A 16,512-nucleotide genomic window follows, 5' to 3' on the forward strand; every position below is an offset into this window, starting at 1 on the left:
TATGAAACTCCCCAACGCCCTTCGCCCTGCTGCTATCGGCAAGTTCGCGGTGACGGCCATCGTCGTCGCCGCCGCCGCTTACGCCGGCTGGCAGCTTTGGGTGCACTATGAAGTTGAACCCTGGACGCGCGATGGCCGCGTCAAGGCCTATGTGGTGCAGGTGGCACCCGATGTCTCCGGCCTGGTAACGAGCGTGCCCGTGCACGACAACCAGGACGTGAAGGCCGGCGACCTGCTGTTTGAAATTGACCGCGCCCGCTTCCAGTTGGCGTTTGACCAGGCCCAGGCATCGGTGCGATCGCAGCAAGTGGCGCACGACCAGGCGCTGCGCGACGCCAAGCGCAACCGCTCGCTGGGCCAACTGGTGGCCGCCGAAGCGGTCGAGCAAAGCCAGACCAAGGTGCAGCAGACCGAAGCCGCGCTGGCGCAGGCGCAAGTGCAACTGAACACCGCCCGCCTGAACCTGGAGCGCAGCCGCGTGGTGGCCGCCAGCGATGGCCGCATCACCAACCTGGATCTGCGCGCGGGGTCCTACGCCACGGCAGGCCACGGCGTGATGGCCCTGGTGGACGCCGGCAGCTTCTACGTGGAAGGCTATTTTGAAGAAACCAAGCTTCCCGGCATCCACGAAGGCGCCCCTGTCACGGTGACGCTGATGGGCGATTCGCGCCACATTCGCGGCCACGTGGAAAGCATCGCCATGGGTATTGCCGACCGCGACCGCAGTACGGGCGCCAATCTGCTGCCCAACGTGAACCCCACCTTCAACTGGGTGCGCCTTGCCCAGCGCATTCCGGTGCGCGTGAAGATCGACGCCGTGCCCGACGGCGTGCGCCTGGTCGCCGGCCAGACGGCCACCGTGTCGGTAGACCCAGCATGAACGCCCGGCACTTTCTACCCCCGCTGCTGGCCCTGGTGATAGCCCTGGCCGGATGCACCACCGTGGGCCCGGACTATCAAACGCCGGCCGGGTCCGCCGTGCAACGGCCAAGCGCGCAAAGCGCCTTCATCGAAGCGCAGCCCGGGGTGTATCAGCAAGAGGCGGTGGCCGGACACTGGTGGCGCCTTTACCACGACCCGGTGCTGGACGGCCTGATCGACAAGGCCCTGTCGGCCAATACCGACCTGCGCGTGGCCAGCGCCAACCTGGAACGCGCGCAGGCCGCCGTGCAGGAATCCCAGGCGCAGCAACAGCCCAGCATCGGCGTGAACGCATCACCCACCTTCGGCCACGTATCGGGCTTGCAGGAACTGCAACCGGGCGTCAACCCGCCTAGCCGCTGGTCGTATTCCACCGGCGCCAGCGTGTCGTACCAACTGGACCTGTTCGGGCAGATTCGCCGCGCCATCGAAGCCGCCAGCGGTGATGCCCAGGCCGCGCAAGCCGCCTACGACGCCACCCGCGTCACCGTCGCCGCCGAAACCGCGCGCGCCTACGCCAATATGTGCGCGGCGGGCATGCAGTTGGCCTCGGCCCAGCATTCGGTGCAGGTGCAAAAAGAATCGCTGGATGCCGTCAGCCGCTTGCAACGCGCCGGCCGTGGCACCACGCTGGACGTCACGCGCGCGCGCAGCCAGCTTGAACAGTTGCAGGCCAACCTGCCGCCGTTTCAGGCGCAGCAGCGCACTGCGCTGTACCGCCTGGCCGCGCTGACGGGGCAGACCCCCAACGACATTCCCGCGTCGCTGCTGCAATGCGCCACCGCGCCGCGCCTGACCCGCACCATTCCGGTGGGTGACGGCGCCGCGCTGTTGCGCCGCCGCCCCGACATCCGCCAGGCCGAGCGCACGCTGGCCGCGTCCACCGCCCGCATCGGCGTGGCCACCGCCGACCTGTACCCCAAGGTCACGCTGGGCTTGTCCGCCGCGTCGGGCGGCCCCGCCGCCATGTTGGGCGACCGGGGCACCTTCAGTTGGAGCGTGGGTCCGTTGATCTCGTGGACGATCCCGAACACGGGCGCGGTGCAGGCCCGCATTGCCGAGGCCGAAGCCAACACCAAGGCCGCCGTGGCGCGCTTTGACGCCACCGTGTTGAACGCGCTGCGCGAAACCGAAAGCGCGCTGGTGGTCTACGCGCGGCAACTGGATCGCGACGCCGCCTTGCGCGCCGCGCGCGACCAAAGCGCCGAAGCCGCCTCGCAAGCGCGGCGGCTGTTCCAGTACGGCAAGACCGACTACCTGACCGTGCTGGACGCCGAACGCACGCTGGCCGGCAACGAAAGCGCGTTGGCGGCCTCGCAGGCCGAACTCAGCAACGACCAGATCACCGTCTTTCTGGCGCTGGGCGGCGGCTGGGAAGACTAGCCAGCGGATGCCCCGCATCGGCGCCCCTACGCGGGGCGCTTTTTTTTGCCCGGCGTTTCTCAAGCCCAGGCTTTTTCCTGCTCTATCGGTCGAATCCATTTCCACAATATGGATCACGCATTGCCGCGCAGGTTTTCCGGACCTTAGAATAATTCTGAGACAAATCAGTTGAAATCAGTTGGGCGCAAATGCTCAATGCCGGTCATAGATACGCATGGCAGGCAAACACACAAAACAAAAATCCATAATATGGAATGCACAAAAAAGGTCGACGCCCGAGTGCTCGACAGCATTACCAAGCTTGGCGATGCCGATATCGGCCGGGTCGTGATCGCGGGATCCCATGGCGGCCGCTATGCGGCTTATTGCGCCGCCCGCGGCCGGGTTCACGCCGTGGTGCTCAACGATGCGGGCGTGGGCTGGCAAGAGGCCGGCATCGCGGGCCTGCAAGACCTGGAACACTGGGGCGTGCCCGCAGCCACGGCGGATTACCGCAGTTGCCGCATCGGCGACGGCGCCGACATGCTGCGCCGTGGCGTCATCAGCCATGCCAACCCGCTGGCTCAAGCCCTGGGCTGCCGCCCCGGCATGCGCGTTGCCGAATGCGCCGCGGTTTTGGGTCAGTCTTTGGGTCGCGCTTTGCCCCACGCTTCACCGCATTCCCCAGCACGGCCCGCGCCGCCCGCCGAGCGCGAAGAATCCCGCATGGTGCTGCGCACCGCCGCCGACGGCACGCCGTGCGTCATCGGCGTGGACTCGGTGTCGCTGCTGGACGAACGCGACAACGGCCTGATCGCCGTCACGGCATCGCATGGCGAGCGCTTGGCCGGGCTGCCGACCGACGGCGTCAAGGCCGCGCCCCGGCTGGTGACGTTCAACGACGCCGGCATGGGCCAGGACGGCGCGGGCGTCGGCCGCCTGCCGCTGCTGCAACAGCGCGGCATTGCGGCATTGACGGTGTCCGCCCATAGCGCATGCATCGGGGACGCCAGGTCCTGCTACGACGAGGGCGTGATTTCCTGCGCGAACGCGCGCGCCCGCGAACTCGGCTGCCGTGTCGGCACGCCCCTGAAGACCTTTATCGACGCCCTCTTGAACGGGCGCGCCAATCATTAGAACGATCACCAACCATCACTAAAACAATCACTAAAACGAGGAGCACATCCGCATGTCGGAAAAACTGGAAATCACAGGCGGCGAAGCCATCGCCCGCATGTTCGCCGCGCATGACGTCGGCTTGATGTTCGGCATGGGCGGCTTTCAATTGCTGCCCTTCTACGACGCCGTGCGGCGCTTGAAGCTGAATCACAACCTGATCAACGACGAACGCTGCGCCGTGTTCGCCACCGATGCCTACACCAAAGTCAGCGGGCGCCCCGGCGTGTGCGACGCCACCTTGGGGCCGGGCGCCACCAACCTGGTCACCGGTCTGGCCGAAGCCTTCAACGCCGGCACGCCGCTGGTGGCGCTGGTGGGCGATTCGCACCGCCTGCATTCGTGGAAGAACATGACGCAGGAAGCGCGCCAGCTTGAAGTGCTGCGCCCCGTGGTCAAGGACGTGCTGCGCGTGGAAATGATCGAGCGCATTCCCGAACTGATGCGCCGCGCGTTCGCGGTGGCCACCAGCGGCCGCCCCGGCCCCGTGGTGCTGGACGTGCCCGAAGACATTGCGCACGCCGTCCACGCCTTTGACGCCGACGAGTTCTATGCCAGCGCCAACGCCCGCCGCGCCCCCGCGCTGCGCTGCCGGCCCGCCGCCGATGACCTGGCCCAGGCGGCCAGCATGTTGGCCGGCGCCGCGCGCCCCCTGATGCTGTGCGGCGGCGGGGTGCACATCAGCGACGCCGCCCTGGCTGTCGAAGCCTTTGCGCGCCGCTTCAACATCCCCGTGGCGCACACCATGAGCGGCAAGGGCGCCATTGCTTGCAGCGACCCGCTGAACGCGGGCCTCTTCGGCCGCTACAGCCGCATCGCCAACGACCTGATCGCCAAGGCTGACTGCCTGTTCGTGGTGGGCTGCAAACTGGGCGAAGTGGCCACCCGGCGCTATGACCTGCTGAACGCGGGCGTGCCGATCATTCATCTGGACATCGTGGCCGAAGAGTTCGACCGCACCACCACCCCTGCCCTGCGGCTATGGGGCGACGCGCGCGCCACGCTTGAAGAATTAAGCGAACGCATGGCGGCGCAGGCGTCGCAAGCCGACCGCCAGGCCTATGCGGATGAAGTCGGACAAGCCATGCACGCCTGGCGCGAATCCGTGCAGGGCAAGCTGACGTCATCCGACAGCCCCATCGGCATGGCGCGCCTGATGCATGAGATCAACGCCACGCTGCCCGAAGACGGCATCCTGGTGGCCGACGGCGGCTTTGCCGCGCATTGGGGCGGCCTGCTGTTCGACACCAAGCGCGCGGGCCGGGGCTTTGTGCCCGACCGGGGCTTTGCCTCCATCGGCTACGGCATTCCGGGTGCGATCGGCGCCGCTGCCGCCGCGCCGGGGCGGCAGGTCGTCAGCCTGACGGGTGACGGCGGTTGCAATATGTCGTTGGGTGAATTGGAAACGGCGGTGCGCATGGGCCTGGCCTTCACGCTGGTGGTGGTGAACAACGCGGCATCCGGGTATATCAAGGCGCTGCAACACCTGATGTACGGCGGCGGCAACTATCAATCGTCAGACCTGGTGGAAACCAACTACGCCAACGTGGCGCGCGCGCTGGGCTGCAACGGCATCCGCGTGGAAGACCCCGCCGACATCAAGGCGGCCTTGGCCAGCGCCTACGCCTGCAAGGACCGCCCCACCATCCTGGACGTCGTCGTCACGCGCGACCCGGCGCACATGTTGCCGGGTGTGGACAGCCGCGCCGCCAAGATCAAGCCGGGCGACCGCATCGCCTGATATCAGTCAGCAACTACAACAACAACGACAACATGCACAACAAACCAAAGCGAGGAGACAACACCATGAAGAGAAGAACCTGGATGAGCCTGGCGGCCGCAACGCTGGCCGTATCGCTGACGGGCGCCGCCACGGCGCAAGGCAGCTACCCCGACCACCCCGTCCGCCTGATCGTGCCTTTTCCGCCGGGCGGCACGTCCGACGTGGTAGGCCGCATCTTCGCCGAGGCGCTGGGCAAGCAGTTGGGCCAGACGGTCGTCGTGGAAAACCGGGGCGGCGCGGGCGGCACGGTGGGCACGCGCGCGGTGGCGTCCGCCGCGCCCGACGGCTACACGCTGCTGCTGGGCACGTCCAGCACCAACGGCACCAATTCGGCGGTGTACAAGAACCTGTCGTACGACGCCGTGAAAGACTTCACCCCGGTTACGCAGATCATCCGCGTGCCGGGCGTGATTGTGGTCAACAAGAATTTCCCGGCCAAGGACTACGCGCAATTCTTCGCGCTGATCAAAGGCGCGCCGGGCAAGTATTCGTATGCATCGTCGGGCAATGGCGGCGCCACGCACATGGCCATGGAGTACTACAAGTCGTTGTCGGGGCTGGACATGATGCACGTGCCGTATCGCGGCACCGGCCCGGCGCTGAACGACGTCATCGCCGGCCAGGTGCCCATCTTGTGGGACACGGCGGCGTCGTCCATGGCGCACATCCAGTCGGGCAATTTGAGGGCGATCGTGGTGGCGGCCAAGACGCGCCTGCCGCAACTGCCCGATGTGCCGACCTTCGCGGAAATGGGCCTGCCTGACTACGACGCCGAAATGTGGAACGGCCTGTTGGCGCCGGCCGGCCTGCCCAAGGACGTGCTGGCCAAGCTGAGCGACGCGTCGCGCAAGGCACTGGCGGACCCGGACGTGCAGGCCAAGTACGCGGGCGTGGGCGCCTATGTGGTAGCGGACAAGCCCGAGGAGTTTGGCGCGATGATCAAAGCGGATGTGGCCAAGTGGAAGAAGGTGGCCGACTTCGCCCACATCTCGGTGCAATAGCATGGGCCAGCGCGTAAAGGACAAGGTCGCGCTGGTGTTCGGCGCGGGGTCGTCGGGGCCGGGTTGGGGCAACGGCAAGGCGGCCGCCGCGCTGTATGCCCGTGAGGGCGCGCGGGTCTACGCCGTGGACGTGCGCGCCGAAGCGGCCGAGGAAACCCGGCGCGTCATCGAAGCCGAAGGCGGGCAATGCGCCGCGCTGGTGGCCGACGTGACGCAGTCCGCGCAGATCCAGGCGGTGGTAGCGCGCGTGCTGGACGAAGCGGGCCGCATCGACATCCTGCACAACAACGTGGGCATCACCGAAATGGGCGGCCCCATCGAGGCCAGCGAGGAAAGCTGGCACCGCGTGCTGGACACCAACCTGACCGGCGTGTTCCTGACCTGCAAGCACGTGCTGCCCGCCATGCTGGCGCAAGGCGGCGGCAGCATCATCAACATCTCGTCGCTGGCGTCGATCCAGGTCAACACCTATCCGTACACGTCCTATTACGCGGCCAAGGCGGGGTTGAACCATCTGACCCGGTCGCTGGCCGTGCGCTATGCGCCGGACAATATCCGGGTCAACGCGGTGCTACCCGGCGTGATCGACACGCCATTGATCTACCAGCAAATTGCCGGCCAGTTCCAGGACGTGGAAGCCATGCGCCAGCGTCGCAATGCCGCCAGCCCGATGGGCCGCATGGGCGATGCCTGGGACGTGGCGCACGCCGCGCTGTTCCTGGCCAGCGACGAAGCCAAGTACATCACCGGCGTGTGCCTGCCGGTGGATGGCGGCAAGGCTTGCGCCGGGCGCTAGTCCTTCGTGCTGCGGGGCGCGCTCTGGGGCAGGCTGCAAGGCCAGTTCGGGGCGCGCCCTGGGGCAGGCTCAGGGGCACACTTCAGCGCACATTCAAGGACGCGGCAGCAGGTCCGCCGACAGTTCGGCCGCGGCGCGTTGCAAGGCCGCCACCACGTCATGCAGGCGCGCGCCGGACAGGCGTGAGCGGATCGCCGCCACGCTCAAGGCGGCCACCACGTTCTGTTCACGGTCCAGCACCGGCACGCCCACGCCCAGCATGTCGGGGATGATGCGACCGGGGTTCAGCGCATAGCCCTGCTTGCGGGCGGCGGCGATGTCGTCGCGCAGCATGTCGGTGGACGGCAGGTCGGGCGCGGTGGTGGCGTCGTAGCGGGCAAGCACCCGCTCGATATCGTCGTTGGGCAGGAACGCCAGCAACGCCAGGCTGCCCGCCCCCACGCCCAAGGGCCGCCTGTGCCCCACTTCCAGGGTCAGGATCTTGATGGGAAAGTCGCCCGTCTTGCGGTCCACGCACACGGCCTCGTGGCCGGAACGCACCGACAGGAAACTGGTGTCGCCGGTGGATTGGGCCAGCCGCAGCACGGCGGATTCGGCGATGGCCTTGATGCCGTGGCGGCTTTCGGCGGCCAGGCCCAGGATGTAGGACTCGCGCCCCAGGCTGTACGTCTTCAGCTTGGCGTTCAGCGACAGAAAGCCCTCTTGCAGCAAGGCCGACAACATGCGATGCGCCGTGGGCGGCGTCAGGCCAAGGTCGCGCACGACGTCGCTCAAGGCCACGCCCCGCGCGGGCGCGGCCCCCACGTATTTCAGCAGGCGCAGCACGCGGAAGATGCTTTGCGCGCCACCCACCCCATCGGCGGCGCGCGGCGGGGCCGGCACGGAAGAACGGGCGGTGCTCATTGGGTGCGGATCATTGGGCGGTGTTCATAGGGCTGCGGGGCATCGGGCTGCGGGGCATCGGGCTGCGGATCATCGAGCAGTTTCATCCCGCGATCAATGCACCGTGGCGCCATCAGGCGGCGTCTGGTTCAGACCCAGGGCCGCTTCCCAGCTTCGCAGCGGCACGCAGGTCTGCAAGCGGACGATGGCGCGTTCGATCAGGGCGGGATGCAATTCGTGGCCGACGTGGCTGGCGATGTCGATGGTGGAATCCCCGTGCAGCGCTTCCAGCCGGGCTTGCGCGGCCTGGATGTGAGACACGTTCATGACCGGGTCGTCGGCGCCGTGCAGCAGATGCAGGGTGGTGAATTGCGGCGCGGCCTTCGGCAATTGCGCATAGCGGCCCGCAAACGCGATGACGCGCCCGGCCATGCCGTCGTGGGCCTGCACCAACTCCAGCGCCATGATGGCGCCCTGCGAAAAGCCCGCCACCGCGGTGTCCGACTGCAACAGCTTGAAGCGGGCTTGCGCCTGGCGCACATAGGCTTCCAGGGGCGGCATGGCCGCCGCCACGCGCTCGGCGCGGTTGTCTTCGCTGATGCCACGCACCGAAAACCACTGCCGCCCCGCGCCGCCGCCGTCAAAGGGCTCGAAACCTTCGGGCGCCAGCACCGCCGCCATCGGGAAGGCCGCGCGCACGGCGTCGGCCAATGGCCGCAGGTTATCGGGTGACCCGCCCACACCATGCAGCAGGATGAACAACTGGCGCACGTCGACGCCCGCCTCGGGAAGGAATTCAAGTGAACCGGTAGATGCCATGAAACTGCTCCGTGCTGGCTGGGGCCGCGGGACTGCGCCGCTGTCACAGCATTGTAAAATGCGCGGCGTTGGCCCTGGCGCCCCCTTGGTTCCCTGGGGATGCCCTAGCCCCCTCCTGGCAGTCCCGTAGCGGACCCTGCCTGAATGCCGCCGCGGCGGCCACTTTTCCCCGTTGCAATGCAAACACCGATTTCCGATTCTGGCGCCACGCCCGCCAGCCAGAATCAGCTGCACCGCGTGCTCAAGGCGCGCCACCTGACGATGATAGCGCTGGGCGGAGCCATCGGCACCGGCCTGTTCGTGGCCTCCGGCGCGGCCATTGCCGAAGCGGGTCCGGGCGGCGCCCTGCTCGTCTACCTGGTGATTGGCCTGATGGTCTACTTCATCATGACGAGCCTGGGCGAACTGGCCACCTTCATGCCGGTGTCGGGCTCGTTCTGCACCTATGCATCACGCTACGTGGACCCCGGCTTCGGCTTTGCGCTGGGCTGGAACTTCTGGGTCAGTTGGGCCACGGTCGTCGCCGTGGACGTGGTGGCCGCCCAACTGGTCATGGCGTACTGGCTGCCGGACACGCCGGGCTGGATCTGGAGCGTGGCGTTTTTAGCGCTGACCTTCGGGCTGAACGCCTTTTCGGCGCGCAGTTTCGGCGAGGCCGAATACTGGTTCGCCCTGATCAAGGTGGTGGCCGTGCTGTGCTTCATTGCCGTCGGCCTGGGCATGCTGGTGGGCATCATCCACGGCGGCGACCAGGTCGGGCTGGCGAACTGGACCATCGGCGACGCGCCCTTCGTGGGCAACGCGGCCACCTGGGTGGGCGTGGCGATGGTGGTGGCCTATTCCTTCCAGGGCACCGAACTGGTGGGCGTGGCGGCAGGCGAATCCGAAAACCCGCGCCGCAACGTGCCGCGCGCCATCAATAGCGTGTTCTGGCGCATCCTGCTGTTCTACGTGCTGGCCATTTTGATCATCGGCCTGCTGCTGCCCTATACCGACCCGCAATTGCTGCGCAACGACGTCGAGGACATCGCCGTCAGCCCGTTCACGCTGGTGTTCCAGCATGCGGGACTGCTGTCGGCCGCCACCGTGATGAACGCGGTGATCCTGACGTCGGTGCTGTCGGCCGGCAATTCGGGCATGTACGCCGCCACCCGCATGCTGTTCAACATGGCGGCCGAAGGCCAGGCCCCGGCGGTGTTCAAGCGGCTGACGTCCAAGGGCGTGCCGCTGTACGCGCTGCTGGCCACCACGGCGCTGGCCTGCCTGTGCCTGTTTAGCGTGGTGTACAGCCCGAAGGCGGTCTATATCTGGCTGCTGAATTTTGCGGGCATGACGGAATTCATCGTGTGGCTGAGCATCGCGATGAGCCATTACCGGTTTCGCCAGGGTTACGTCAGGCACGGCTACGACACGGCCGATCTGCCCTACAAGGCCGGCCTGTTTCCCTTTGGCCCGGTGCTGGCCTTTGTGCTGTGCCTGGTGGTGACGCTGGGGCAGAACTACCAGGCGTTCCTGCAAGATCGCATCGACTGGATCGGGGTGGTGTCCACGTATCTGGCCATTCCGCTGTTCCTGGCGCTGTGGATCGGGCACCGCGTGGTGAAGAAGTCGCGCTGGGTGCGCTACGGAGACATGCGCTTTTATGGGCTGGATCGGGACCACGGCTAGGCGCTGGTCCTGCGGGTTCAGGTCACAAAGCCGCTCACCAGGCGGCCATAGTTGGCCCATAGTCGGCTCATAGCCGGCTCATAGCCGGCCCATAGCCGCTCAAAAGCGGGCCACAAAACGGGGCTACAATACTGTATATTCATACAGTAATGATGACCCCTGAACGCATCCATCCCGCGTTGTGGCGCGCCACCCAGTTGGCCAAAGGCGCCGCGCGCAACCTGCCCACCGGGCACGCTTCGCTTTCCGCCGAGCTGCCGGACGGCGGCTGGCCGCTGGGATCCCTGATCGAACTACTGACCCCGCACCCCGGCGTGGGCGAAATCCGCCTGCTGCGCCCGGCCCTGGCCCAATTGGAAACGCGCCGCCCCATTGCGCTGGTGCAACCACCGCACCGGCCCCACATCGCCAGTTGGATGAGCTGGCGGCTGGATCCCCGGCAATTGCTGTGGGTGGCCCCGCAAAAACCTGTCGATACCCTCTGGGCCACGGAACAAATCCTGAAAAACGGCAGTTGCGGCGCCCTGATCTGCTGGCTGCCGCATGTGCGCCCTGAATCCCTGCGCCGCCTGCATCTGGCGGCCCAGGCCAGCGACCTGCTCTTTATCGCCATCCGCCCGGCCAGCGCCGCGCAGAACGCCACCCCCGCCCCCTTGCGGCTGGCGCTTGCGCCCGCCCCGGGCGGCTTGTCCGTCCATATTCTGAAGCGCCGGGGGCCTGTCTGCGACACCCCGCTGTACGTGGGCCTGGAGCCCGGCGCGCCGACACCGTCTTCCCCCCGCCATGCGCCTCTGGATCGCCGCCTTCCTGCGCTGCCTGCCGCTGGACGTACTACGCCCGCACTGGCCGCATGAGGAACACGCCTTCGCCGTCCTGGACCAGGAACGCGTTGCCGCCCTCACCCCCGCCGCCCGCCAGGCCGGCGTCAAGCCGGGCATGCGCCGCGCGGGCGCGGCGGCCATCGCCCCGCAGGTGGAACTCCTGCCGCGCCAGCCGCAGGCCGAAGCCGACACCCTGCACGGCGCGGCGCTGGCGCTGCTGCAATACACCCCCGAAATTGCCTTGGGCGATGCCGACACCGTGCTCTTGAACGTAGGCGCCAGCCTGATGTTCTTCGGCGGCCCGCGCACGCTGGCTCGGCGCATACGCGCCACCTTGGGCGCGCTGGATGTGCGTGTCTCCCTGGGCATGGCGCCCACCGCCCGGGGCGCCTGGCTGCTGGCGCACCGCCCCGGCCGCCGCGTGCCCCGGCGCACCCTCACCCTGCCCACCCTGACCCGCCGGCTGGACGCGCTGCCGCTGGCGCTGCTGCCCCAGGCCCAGGCGCGGCTGGACTGGCTGGGCGATATCGGCTGCCACACCTTCGCTGACCTGCGCGCCCTGCCGCGCGCCGGCCTGCAACGGCGCAGCACGCCGGACCTGCTGCCGGCCCTGGACGCCGCCTATGGCCAGGCGCCGGAGCTGTATCGCTGGATTGAACCGCCCAACCAGTTCTCCCGGCGCATCGAACTCATGGACTACGTCGAGCACACCGACGCCGTGCTGGCCGTGGCGCGCCGCCTGGCCGAACAACTTGGCGGCTGGCTCACCGCGCGGCAACTGGCGGTGCGGCGCGTGGTGCTCAGCATGGAACACGAACGCGGCCGCCATGCCCGCCCGCCCACCGAACTGGAACTGGCGCTGGCACAACCAGTCTGGCAGGCGCCGCAAATCCTGCACTTGCTGCGCGAAAAGCTGAACCACGTCACGCTGGAAGCGCCCGTCATTGCCGTGTCCCTATTGGCGCCCGACACCGTTGAGCAACCCGCCGTCAGCACCACGCTGTTTCCCGAACCCGGCGGCACCGCGGCCGACCACGCCCGCCTGCTGGACCTGCTGGTGGCCCGGCTGGGCCGCGATCAGGTGCGCCACGCCCACCCCACGCCCGACCACCGCCCCGAAGCCGCGAACTCCTGGGGCGACGCGCTGGCCACCCCGCGCCCGCCCCAGCCCCTGCCGCCCTTGCTGGACCGCCCCTTCTGGCTGCTGGAAACGCCGCTGGCCCTGAAACTGTCGGGCCATCGCCCCCAATACGGCGGCCAGCCGCTGCGGCTGGTGCGCGGGCCGGAACGCATCGAAAGCGGCTGGTGGGACCCCGCCCTGACCGTGCGCGACTACTTCGTCGCCGAAGACGCGGCGTCGGCGCGTTACTGGATCTACCGCGAACGCGACGCTGAACACGCGCGCTGGTTCCTGCACGGGCTCTACGCCTGAGGCTTCGCGCATGCAAGACGACCCTCACGACGCCCCCTACGACGCCCCCGACCCGTCCGAACTGTTGGCAACGCTGCCCGGCTACGCCGAGCTGCAATGCCAGTCGAACTTTTCATTCCTGCAAGGCGCCTCGCACCCGGAAGAGCTGGTCGCCCGCGCCGCCGAACTGGGCTACGCCGCCCTGGCGCTGACCGACGAATGCTCGCTGGCCGGCGTGGTGCGCGCCCACATGGAAGCCAAGACCCAGAAGCTGCCGCTGATCATCGGCGCCACGTTCCAGTTGCGCGCCGCGCCCGACGCCGCCCCGCTGGGCCTGACCCTGTTGGCGCAAACCCGCGAAGGCTACGGCAACCTGTCCGAACTCATCACGCTGGCCCGCACCCGTGCGCCCAAGGGCGAATACCGCTTGGCCCCCGACGACCTGACCCATCCGCCCAAGGGCTCCGAGCACCTGCGCCAGGTACCGGAATGCCTGGTCATCCTGACCCCCGCCTACGGCACCGACGCCGACCGCCTGGCCGAGCAGGCACGCTGGTTGGCGCGCGTGTTTCCCAACCGCGCCTGGGTCGGGCTGAACCTGCTGTACCGGTCGCGCGACGACCAGCACCGCGCCGCCGTCGAACATGCCGCGCGCCAGGCCGATCTGCCCATTGTGGCGGTGGGCCAGGTGCAGATGCATGTGCGATCGCGCAAGCCCCTGCACGACACGCTGGCCGGCATCCGCACGCGCCAGCCCGTGGCCCAATGCGGCTACGAATTATCCGAAAACGCCGAACAGCATCTGCGCACCCGCATGCGCCTGGCCAATCTGTATCCGCCCGATGCGCTGGCGCAAACGCTGGTGGTGGCGCGCCGCTGCGCGTTTTCGCTGGACGAACTGCGCTACGAATACCCCGACGAGGTCGTGCCGCCCGGCCACACGCCCGCCACCTATCTGCGCCAGGAAACCCTGGCCGGCGCCGCCCGCCGCTTTCCCGCCGGGGTCCCGGAAAACGTGGCGGGTCAGATCGAAAGAGAGCTCGATCTGATCGGCGACCTGCGCTACGAAGCCTACTTCCTGACCGTCTACGACATCGTCCAGTACGCGCGCAGCCAGGGCATCCTGTGCCAGGGCCGGGGGTCGGCCGCCAACTCCGCCGTCTGTTATTGCCTGGGCATTACCGCGGTGGACCCGGTGCGCGGCAACAACCTGTTTGAACGTTTCATAAGTAAAGAGCGCAACGAACCACCCGACATAGACGTAGATTTTGAGCACCAGCGCCGCGAAGAAGTCATCCAGTACATCTACAACAAATACGGACGCGACCGCGCCGCCCTGACCGCCGTGGTCATTTCGTATCGCCCACGCAGCGTGCTGCGCGACACCGGCAGCGCGCTGGGCGTAGACCTGGGCGTGATCGACGCCGTGGCGCGCGCGCACCAATGGTGGGACGGCAAAAAGGAAATGCTGCGCACACTGGGCACCTGCGGACTGGACCCGGAATCCCGCGTGGCGCGGCAATGGGCGTCGCTGGCGCAAACCATGATGGGCTTTCCGCGCCACCTGTCGCAGCATCCGGGCGGCTTCGTGATTTCACGCGGCAAGCTGTCGCGCCTGGTGCCCATTGAAAACGCCGCCATGCCGGACCGCAGCGTCGTGCAATGGGACAAGGACGACCTGGACGCGCTGAAGCTGTTGAAAGTCGACGTGCTGGCGCTGGGCATGCTGTCGGCCTTGCGCCGCACCCTGGAACTGGCCGGCCAGCGCCGTGGCCAACCGCTGGCGCTGCAAGACATCCCCGAAGGCGACGTCCCCACCTACGACATGATCTGCGACGCCGACACGGTGGGCGTGTTCCAGATCGAATCGCGCGCGCAGATGACCATGCTGCCCCGCCTGCGGCCGCGTAAATACTACGACCTGGTCGTGCAGGTGGCCATCGTGCGCCCCGGCCCGATCCAGGGCGGCATGGTCCACCCCTACCTGCGTCGGCGCCAGGGCAAGGAAGACGAAACCTATCCCAGCGAAAAAGTGCGCGGTGTGCTCAGCCGGACCATGGGCGTCCCCATCTTCCAGGAACAGGTGATGCAGATCGCGGTGGTGGCCGCGGGGTTCACGCCGGGCGAGGCCGACCAGTTGCGCCGGTCCATGGCCGCCTGGAAACGCAAGGGCGGCGTGGACAAATTCCGCGTCAAGCTGGTGGGCGGCCTGCTGGCGCACGGCTACACGCTGGAATTCGCCGAAGCGCTGTTCCGGCAGGTAGAGGGGTTTGGCGAATACGGCTTTCCGGAAAGCCATGCCGCCAGCTTCGCGCTGCTGGCGTACTTCAGTTCCTGGCTCAAACGCCACGAACCCGAAGCCTTTCTGGCCGCCCTGCTCAATTCCCAGCCCATGGGTTTCTACGCGCCCGCGCAACTGGTGCAGGACGCCCGCCGCCACGGCGTCTGCGTGCTGCCCGCCGACGTCACCGTCAGCGGCTGGGATTCGGCGCTGGAAACCCTGCCCGACGACCACCCCGGCGCCCAGCGACGCCCGCGCCCGCATTCACCGCCCCCCGAAGAGACCCGCCCCGCCGTCCGGCTGGGTCTGAGCCTGATCCAGGGCATGCGGGAAGACGCCGTGCGCCGCATCGAAGAGGCTCGCGGGCAGGCGCCTTTTACCGACACCGGCGACCTGGCCCGCCGCGCCGGGCTGAACCGCCACGACCTGAACGCCTTGGCCGCCGGCGACGCGTTGCGCACCCTTGCCGGCCACCGCCGCCAGGCCAGTTGGCAAGCCGCCGCCAGCGTCCAAAGCCGCGACCTGCTGCGTGACGCCGCCATCGTGGAAACCCAGGCCCCCCAGTTGTCGGCCCCTTCGGAAAACCAGACCGTGGCCGCCGACTACCGCAGCCTGGGGCTGACGCTACACAGCCACCCGGTCGCCCTGTTGCGCGCGCAACTTGCCGCCCGCAATTTCCAGCCGGCCGAGGTCCTGAACAGCTACCCCGACAAGCGCGTGGCCCGCGCCTGCGGCATCGTCACCGTGCGCCAGCGGCCCCAAACCTCCAAGGGCGTGATCTTCGTCACGCTGGAAGACGAAACCGGCCCCGTCAACGTGGTCGTGCGCCCGGAACTCATCGAACGCCAGCGCCGCGAACTCCTGGGCGCCAAATTGCTGGGCGTCTACGGCGCCTGGCAGAACGTGGACGGCGTACGCCACCTGATCGCGCAACGCCTGGTGGACCTGTCCGACCTGCTGGGCGGGCTGGCGGCCCATAGCCGGAATTTTCATTGAGACGCCAACTGGCGAAAGCTAGTACTTTCCTCAGTAACCAAACCCCGCCATCGCAGCCCGCCTTGATCTCCTTTCAACGCGGGCTTTTCACTTTTTGGCGCGCCGCCGCAACGCCAGATTACAGCGCGCCTAGGCTGGTCTATCATGGCTTTTTTCGTAGTGGTGTTGTAAGGAGCTATACATGATCCGCAAGCTGATCCCTTTCATTCTGGTTGCCAGCCTGACCGCATGCGCCAACACTGGAACGTCGTCGTCCAGCGCACCGGCAGCCTCCAGCTCCTCCAGTTCATCGTCCTCGTCCGACAGCACGTCGGGCGGCGCCTCCTATGGCGGGTCAACCTCTGGCTCGGCCATGCCGGGCTACGGCACCAAAACCTGCGACGCGGCCGCGCTGCAATCGCAAATTGGCCAAAAGGCCACCACGTCCTCGATGGAAGACCTGCGTACCCGCAGCGGCAGCAGCACGGCTCGCATCCTGCGCCCCGGCCAACTCGTCACCATGGAATACAACGCCACCCGTTTGAACCTGATCGTGGACGACAAAGACGTCATGACCGCCATTCGCTGCGGTTGATCTACCCCCCAAGCCCTGCGA

Annotated in this window: 13 protein-coding genes; 11 read left to right on the forward strand and 2 right to left on the reverse strand. The window is 67.6% G+C overall.

Annotated features, from left to right (window positions below):
* Position 1 precedes the first annotated feature (1 nt).
* The 6 genes from CVS48_RS20160 (at position 2) to CVS48_RS20185 (ending at position 7,039) form a co-directional block, all read left to right on the forward strand.
* On the forward strand, positions 2–880 hold the full coding sequence (locus CVS48_RS20160; RefSeq protein ID WP_100855985.1) for an efflux RND transporter periplasmic adaptor subunit: 879 nt from the start codon (positions 2–4) through the stop codon (positions 878–880).
* Positions 877–2,304 (forward strand): efflux transporter outer membrane subunit, encoded by a 1,428-nt coding sequence (locus tag CVS48_RS20165; RefSeq protein ID WP_100855986.1) that lies wholly within the window; start codon positions 877–879, stop codon positions 2,302–2,304. Before CVS48_RS20160 ends, CVS48_RS20165 begins: the two co-directional genes overlap by 4 nt.
* Positions 2,305–2,553: 249 nt before the next feature.
* Positions 2,554–3,420: a hypothetical protein gene (locus CVS48_RS20170; protein WP_100855987.1), complete on the forward strand. Its 867-nt coding sequence runs from the start codon at positions 2,554–2,556 to the stop codon at positions 3,418–3,420.
* 52 nt (positions 3,421–3,472) lie between these two features.
* Positions 3,473–5,200, forward strand: a complete 1,728-nt coding sequence (locus CVS48_RS20175) for a thiamine pyrophosphate-binding protein (RefSeq protein ID WP_100855988.1) — start codon at positions 3,473–3,475, stop codon at positions 5,198–5,200.
* A 65-nt stretch (positions 5,201–5,265) separates the two neighbouring features.
* On the forward strand, positions 5,266–6,243 hold the full coding sequence (locus CVS48_RS20180) for a Bug family tripartite tricarboxylate transporter substrate binding protein (RefSeq protein ID WP_100855989.1): 978 nt from the start codon (positions 5,266–5,268) through the stop codon (positions 6,241–6,243).
* A gap of 1 nt (position 6,244) precedes the next feature.
* The gene (locus CVS48_RS20185; protein WP_100855990.1) at positions 6,245–7,039 is read left to right on the forward strand and encodes an SDR family NAD(P)-dependent oxidoreductase; all 795 of its coding nucleotides are present in this window, start codon (positions 6,245–6,247) and stop codon (positions 7,037–7,039) included.
* 93 nt (positions 7,040–7,132) lie between these two features.
* Here the strand turns inward: CVS48_RS20185 and CVS48_RS20190 are convergent, their stop codons facing one another.
* Both CVS48_RS20190 and ypfH read right to left on the reverse strand, forming a co-directional pair.
* Positions 7,133–7,942, reverse strand: a complete 810-nt coding sequence (locus CVS48_RS20190; protein WP_100855991.1) for an IclR family transcriptional regulator — start codon at positions 7,940–7,942, stop codon at positions 7,133–7,135.
* A gap of 93 nt (positions 7,943–8,035) precedes the next feature.
* Positions 8,036–8,740, reverse strand: a complete 705-nt coding sequence (gene ypfH, locus CVS48_RS20195) for an esterase (RefSeq protein ID WP_100855992.1) — start codon at positions 8,738–8,740, stop codon at positions 8,036–8,038.
* A gap of 177 nt (positions 8,741–8,917) precedes the next feature.
* Between ypfH and CVS48_RS20200 the strand changes: the two genes are divergently transcribed.
* From CVS48_RS20200 to CVS48_RS20220, 5 genes are all read left to right on the forward strand, one after another.
* Complete coding sequence (locus tag CVS48_RS20200) at positions 8,918–10,408, forward strand: amino acid permease (RefSeq protein ID WP_100855993.1); 1,491 nt, start codon at positions 8,918–8,920, stop codon at positions 10,406–10,408.
* A 149-nt stretch (positions 10,409–10,557) separates the two neighbouring features.
* Positions 10,558–11,262: a translesion DNA synthesis-associated protein ImuA gene (gene imuA / locus CVS48_RS20205; protein ID WP_100855994.1), complete on the forward strand. Its 705-nt coding sequence runs from the start codon at positions 10,558–10,560 to the stop codon at positions 11,260–11,262.
* On the forward strand, positions 11,192–12,661 hold the full coding sequence (locus CVS48_RS20210; protein WP_100855995.1) for a Y-family DNA polymerase: 1,470 nt from the start codon (positions 11,192–11,194) through the stop codon (positions 12,659–12,661). Before imuA ends, CVS48_RS20210 begins: the two co-directional genes overlap by 71 nt.
* Before the next feature lie 10 nt (positions 12,662–12,671).
* A complete protein-coding gene (locus CVS48_RS20215; RefSeq protein WP_167401028.1) occupies positions 12,672–15,917 on the forward strand; it encodes an error-prone DNA polymerase in 3,246 nt (1,081 codons plus the stop codon).
* 181 nt (positions 15,918–16,098) lie between these two features.
* The gene (locus CVS48_RS20220; protein ID WP_100855996.1) at positions 16,099–16,491 is read left to right on the forward strand and encodes an I78 family peptidase inhibitor; all 393 of its coding nucleotides are present in this window, start codon (positions 16,099–16,101) and stop codon (positions 16,489–16,491) included.
* Positions 16,492–16,512 lie beyond the last annotated feature (21 nt).

Origin of the sequence: Achromobacter spanius, from assembly GCF_002812705.1 — a bacterium.
Taxonomy (GTDB): Bacteria; Pseudomonadota; Gammaproteobacteria; order Burkholderiales; family Burkholderiaceae_B; genus Achromobacter; species Achromobacter spanius.

Excerpts from the sequence above, each read along its gene's own strand:
- CVS48_RS20160 (WP_100855985.1), top strand. The coding sequence starts at position 2 with ATGAAACTCCCCAACGCCCTTCGCCCTGCTGCTATCGGCAAGTTCGCG.
- CVS48_RS20190 (WP_100855991.1), bottom strand. The coding sequence starts at position 7,942 with ATGAGCACCGCCCGTTCTTCCGTGCCGGCCCCGCCGCGCGCCGCCGAT.
- CVS48_RS20170 (WP_100855987.1), top strand. The coding sequence starts at position 2,554 with ATGGAATGCACAAAAAAGGTCGACGCCCGAGTGCTCGACAGCATTACC.
- imuA (WP_100855994.1), top strand. The coding sequence starts at position 10,558 with ATGATGACCCCTGAACGCATCCATCCCGCGTTGTGGCGCGCCACCCAG.
- CVS48_RS20200 (WP_100855993.1), top strand. The coding sequence starts at position 8,918 with ATGCAAACACCGATTTCCGATTCTGGCGCCACGCCCGCCAGCCAGAAT.
- CVS48_RS20210 (WP_100855995.1), top strand. The coding sequence starts at position 11,192 with ATGCGCCTCTGGATCGCCGCCTTCCTGCGCTGCCTGCCGCTGGACGTA.
- CVS48_RS20175 (WP_100855988.1), top strand. The coding sequence starts at position 3,473 with ATGTCGGAAAAACTGGAAATCACAGGCGGCGAAGCCATCGCCCGCATG.
- ypfH (WP_100855992.1), bottom strand. The coding sequence starts at position 8,740 with ATGGCATCTACCGGTTCACTTGAATTCCTTCCCGAGGCGGGCGTCGAC.
- CVS48_RS20185 (WP_100855990.1), top strand. The coding sequence starts at position 6,245 with ATGGGCCAGCGCGTAAAGGACAAGGTCGCGCTGGTGTTCGGCGCGGGG.
- CVS48_RS20165 (WP_100855986.1), top strand. The coding sequence starts at position 877 with ATGAACGCCCGGCACTTTCTACCCCCGCTGCTGGCCCTGGTGATAGCC.
- CVS48_RS20220 (WP_100855996.1), top strand. The coding sequence starts at position 16,099 with ATGATCCGCAAGCTGATCCCTTTCATTCTGGTTGCCAGCCTGACCGCA.
- CVS48_RS20180 (WP_100855989.1), top strand. The coding sequence starts at position 5,266 with ATGAAGAGAAGAACCTGGATGAGCCTGGCGGCCGCAACGCTGGCCGTA.
- CVS48_RS20215 (WP_167401028.1), top strand. The coding sequence starts at position 12,672 with ATGCAAGACGACCCTCACGACGCCCCCTACGACGCCCCCGACCCGTCC.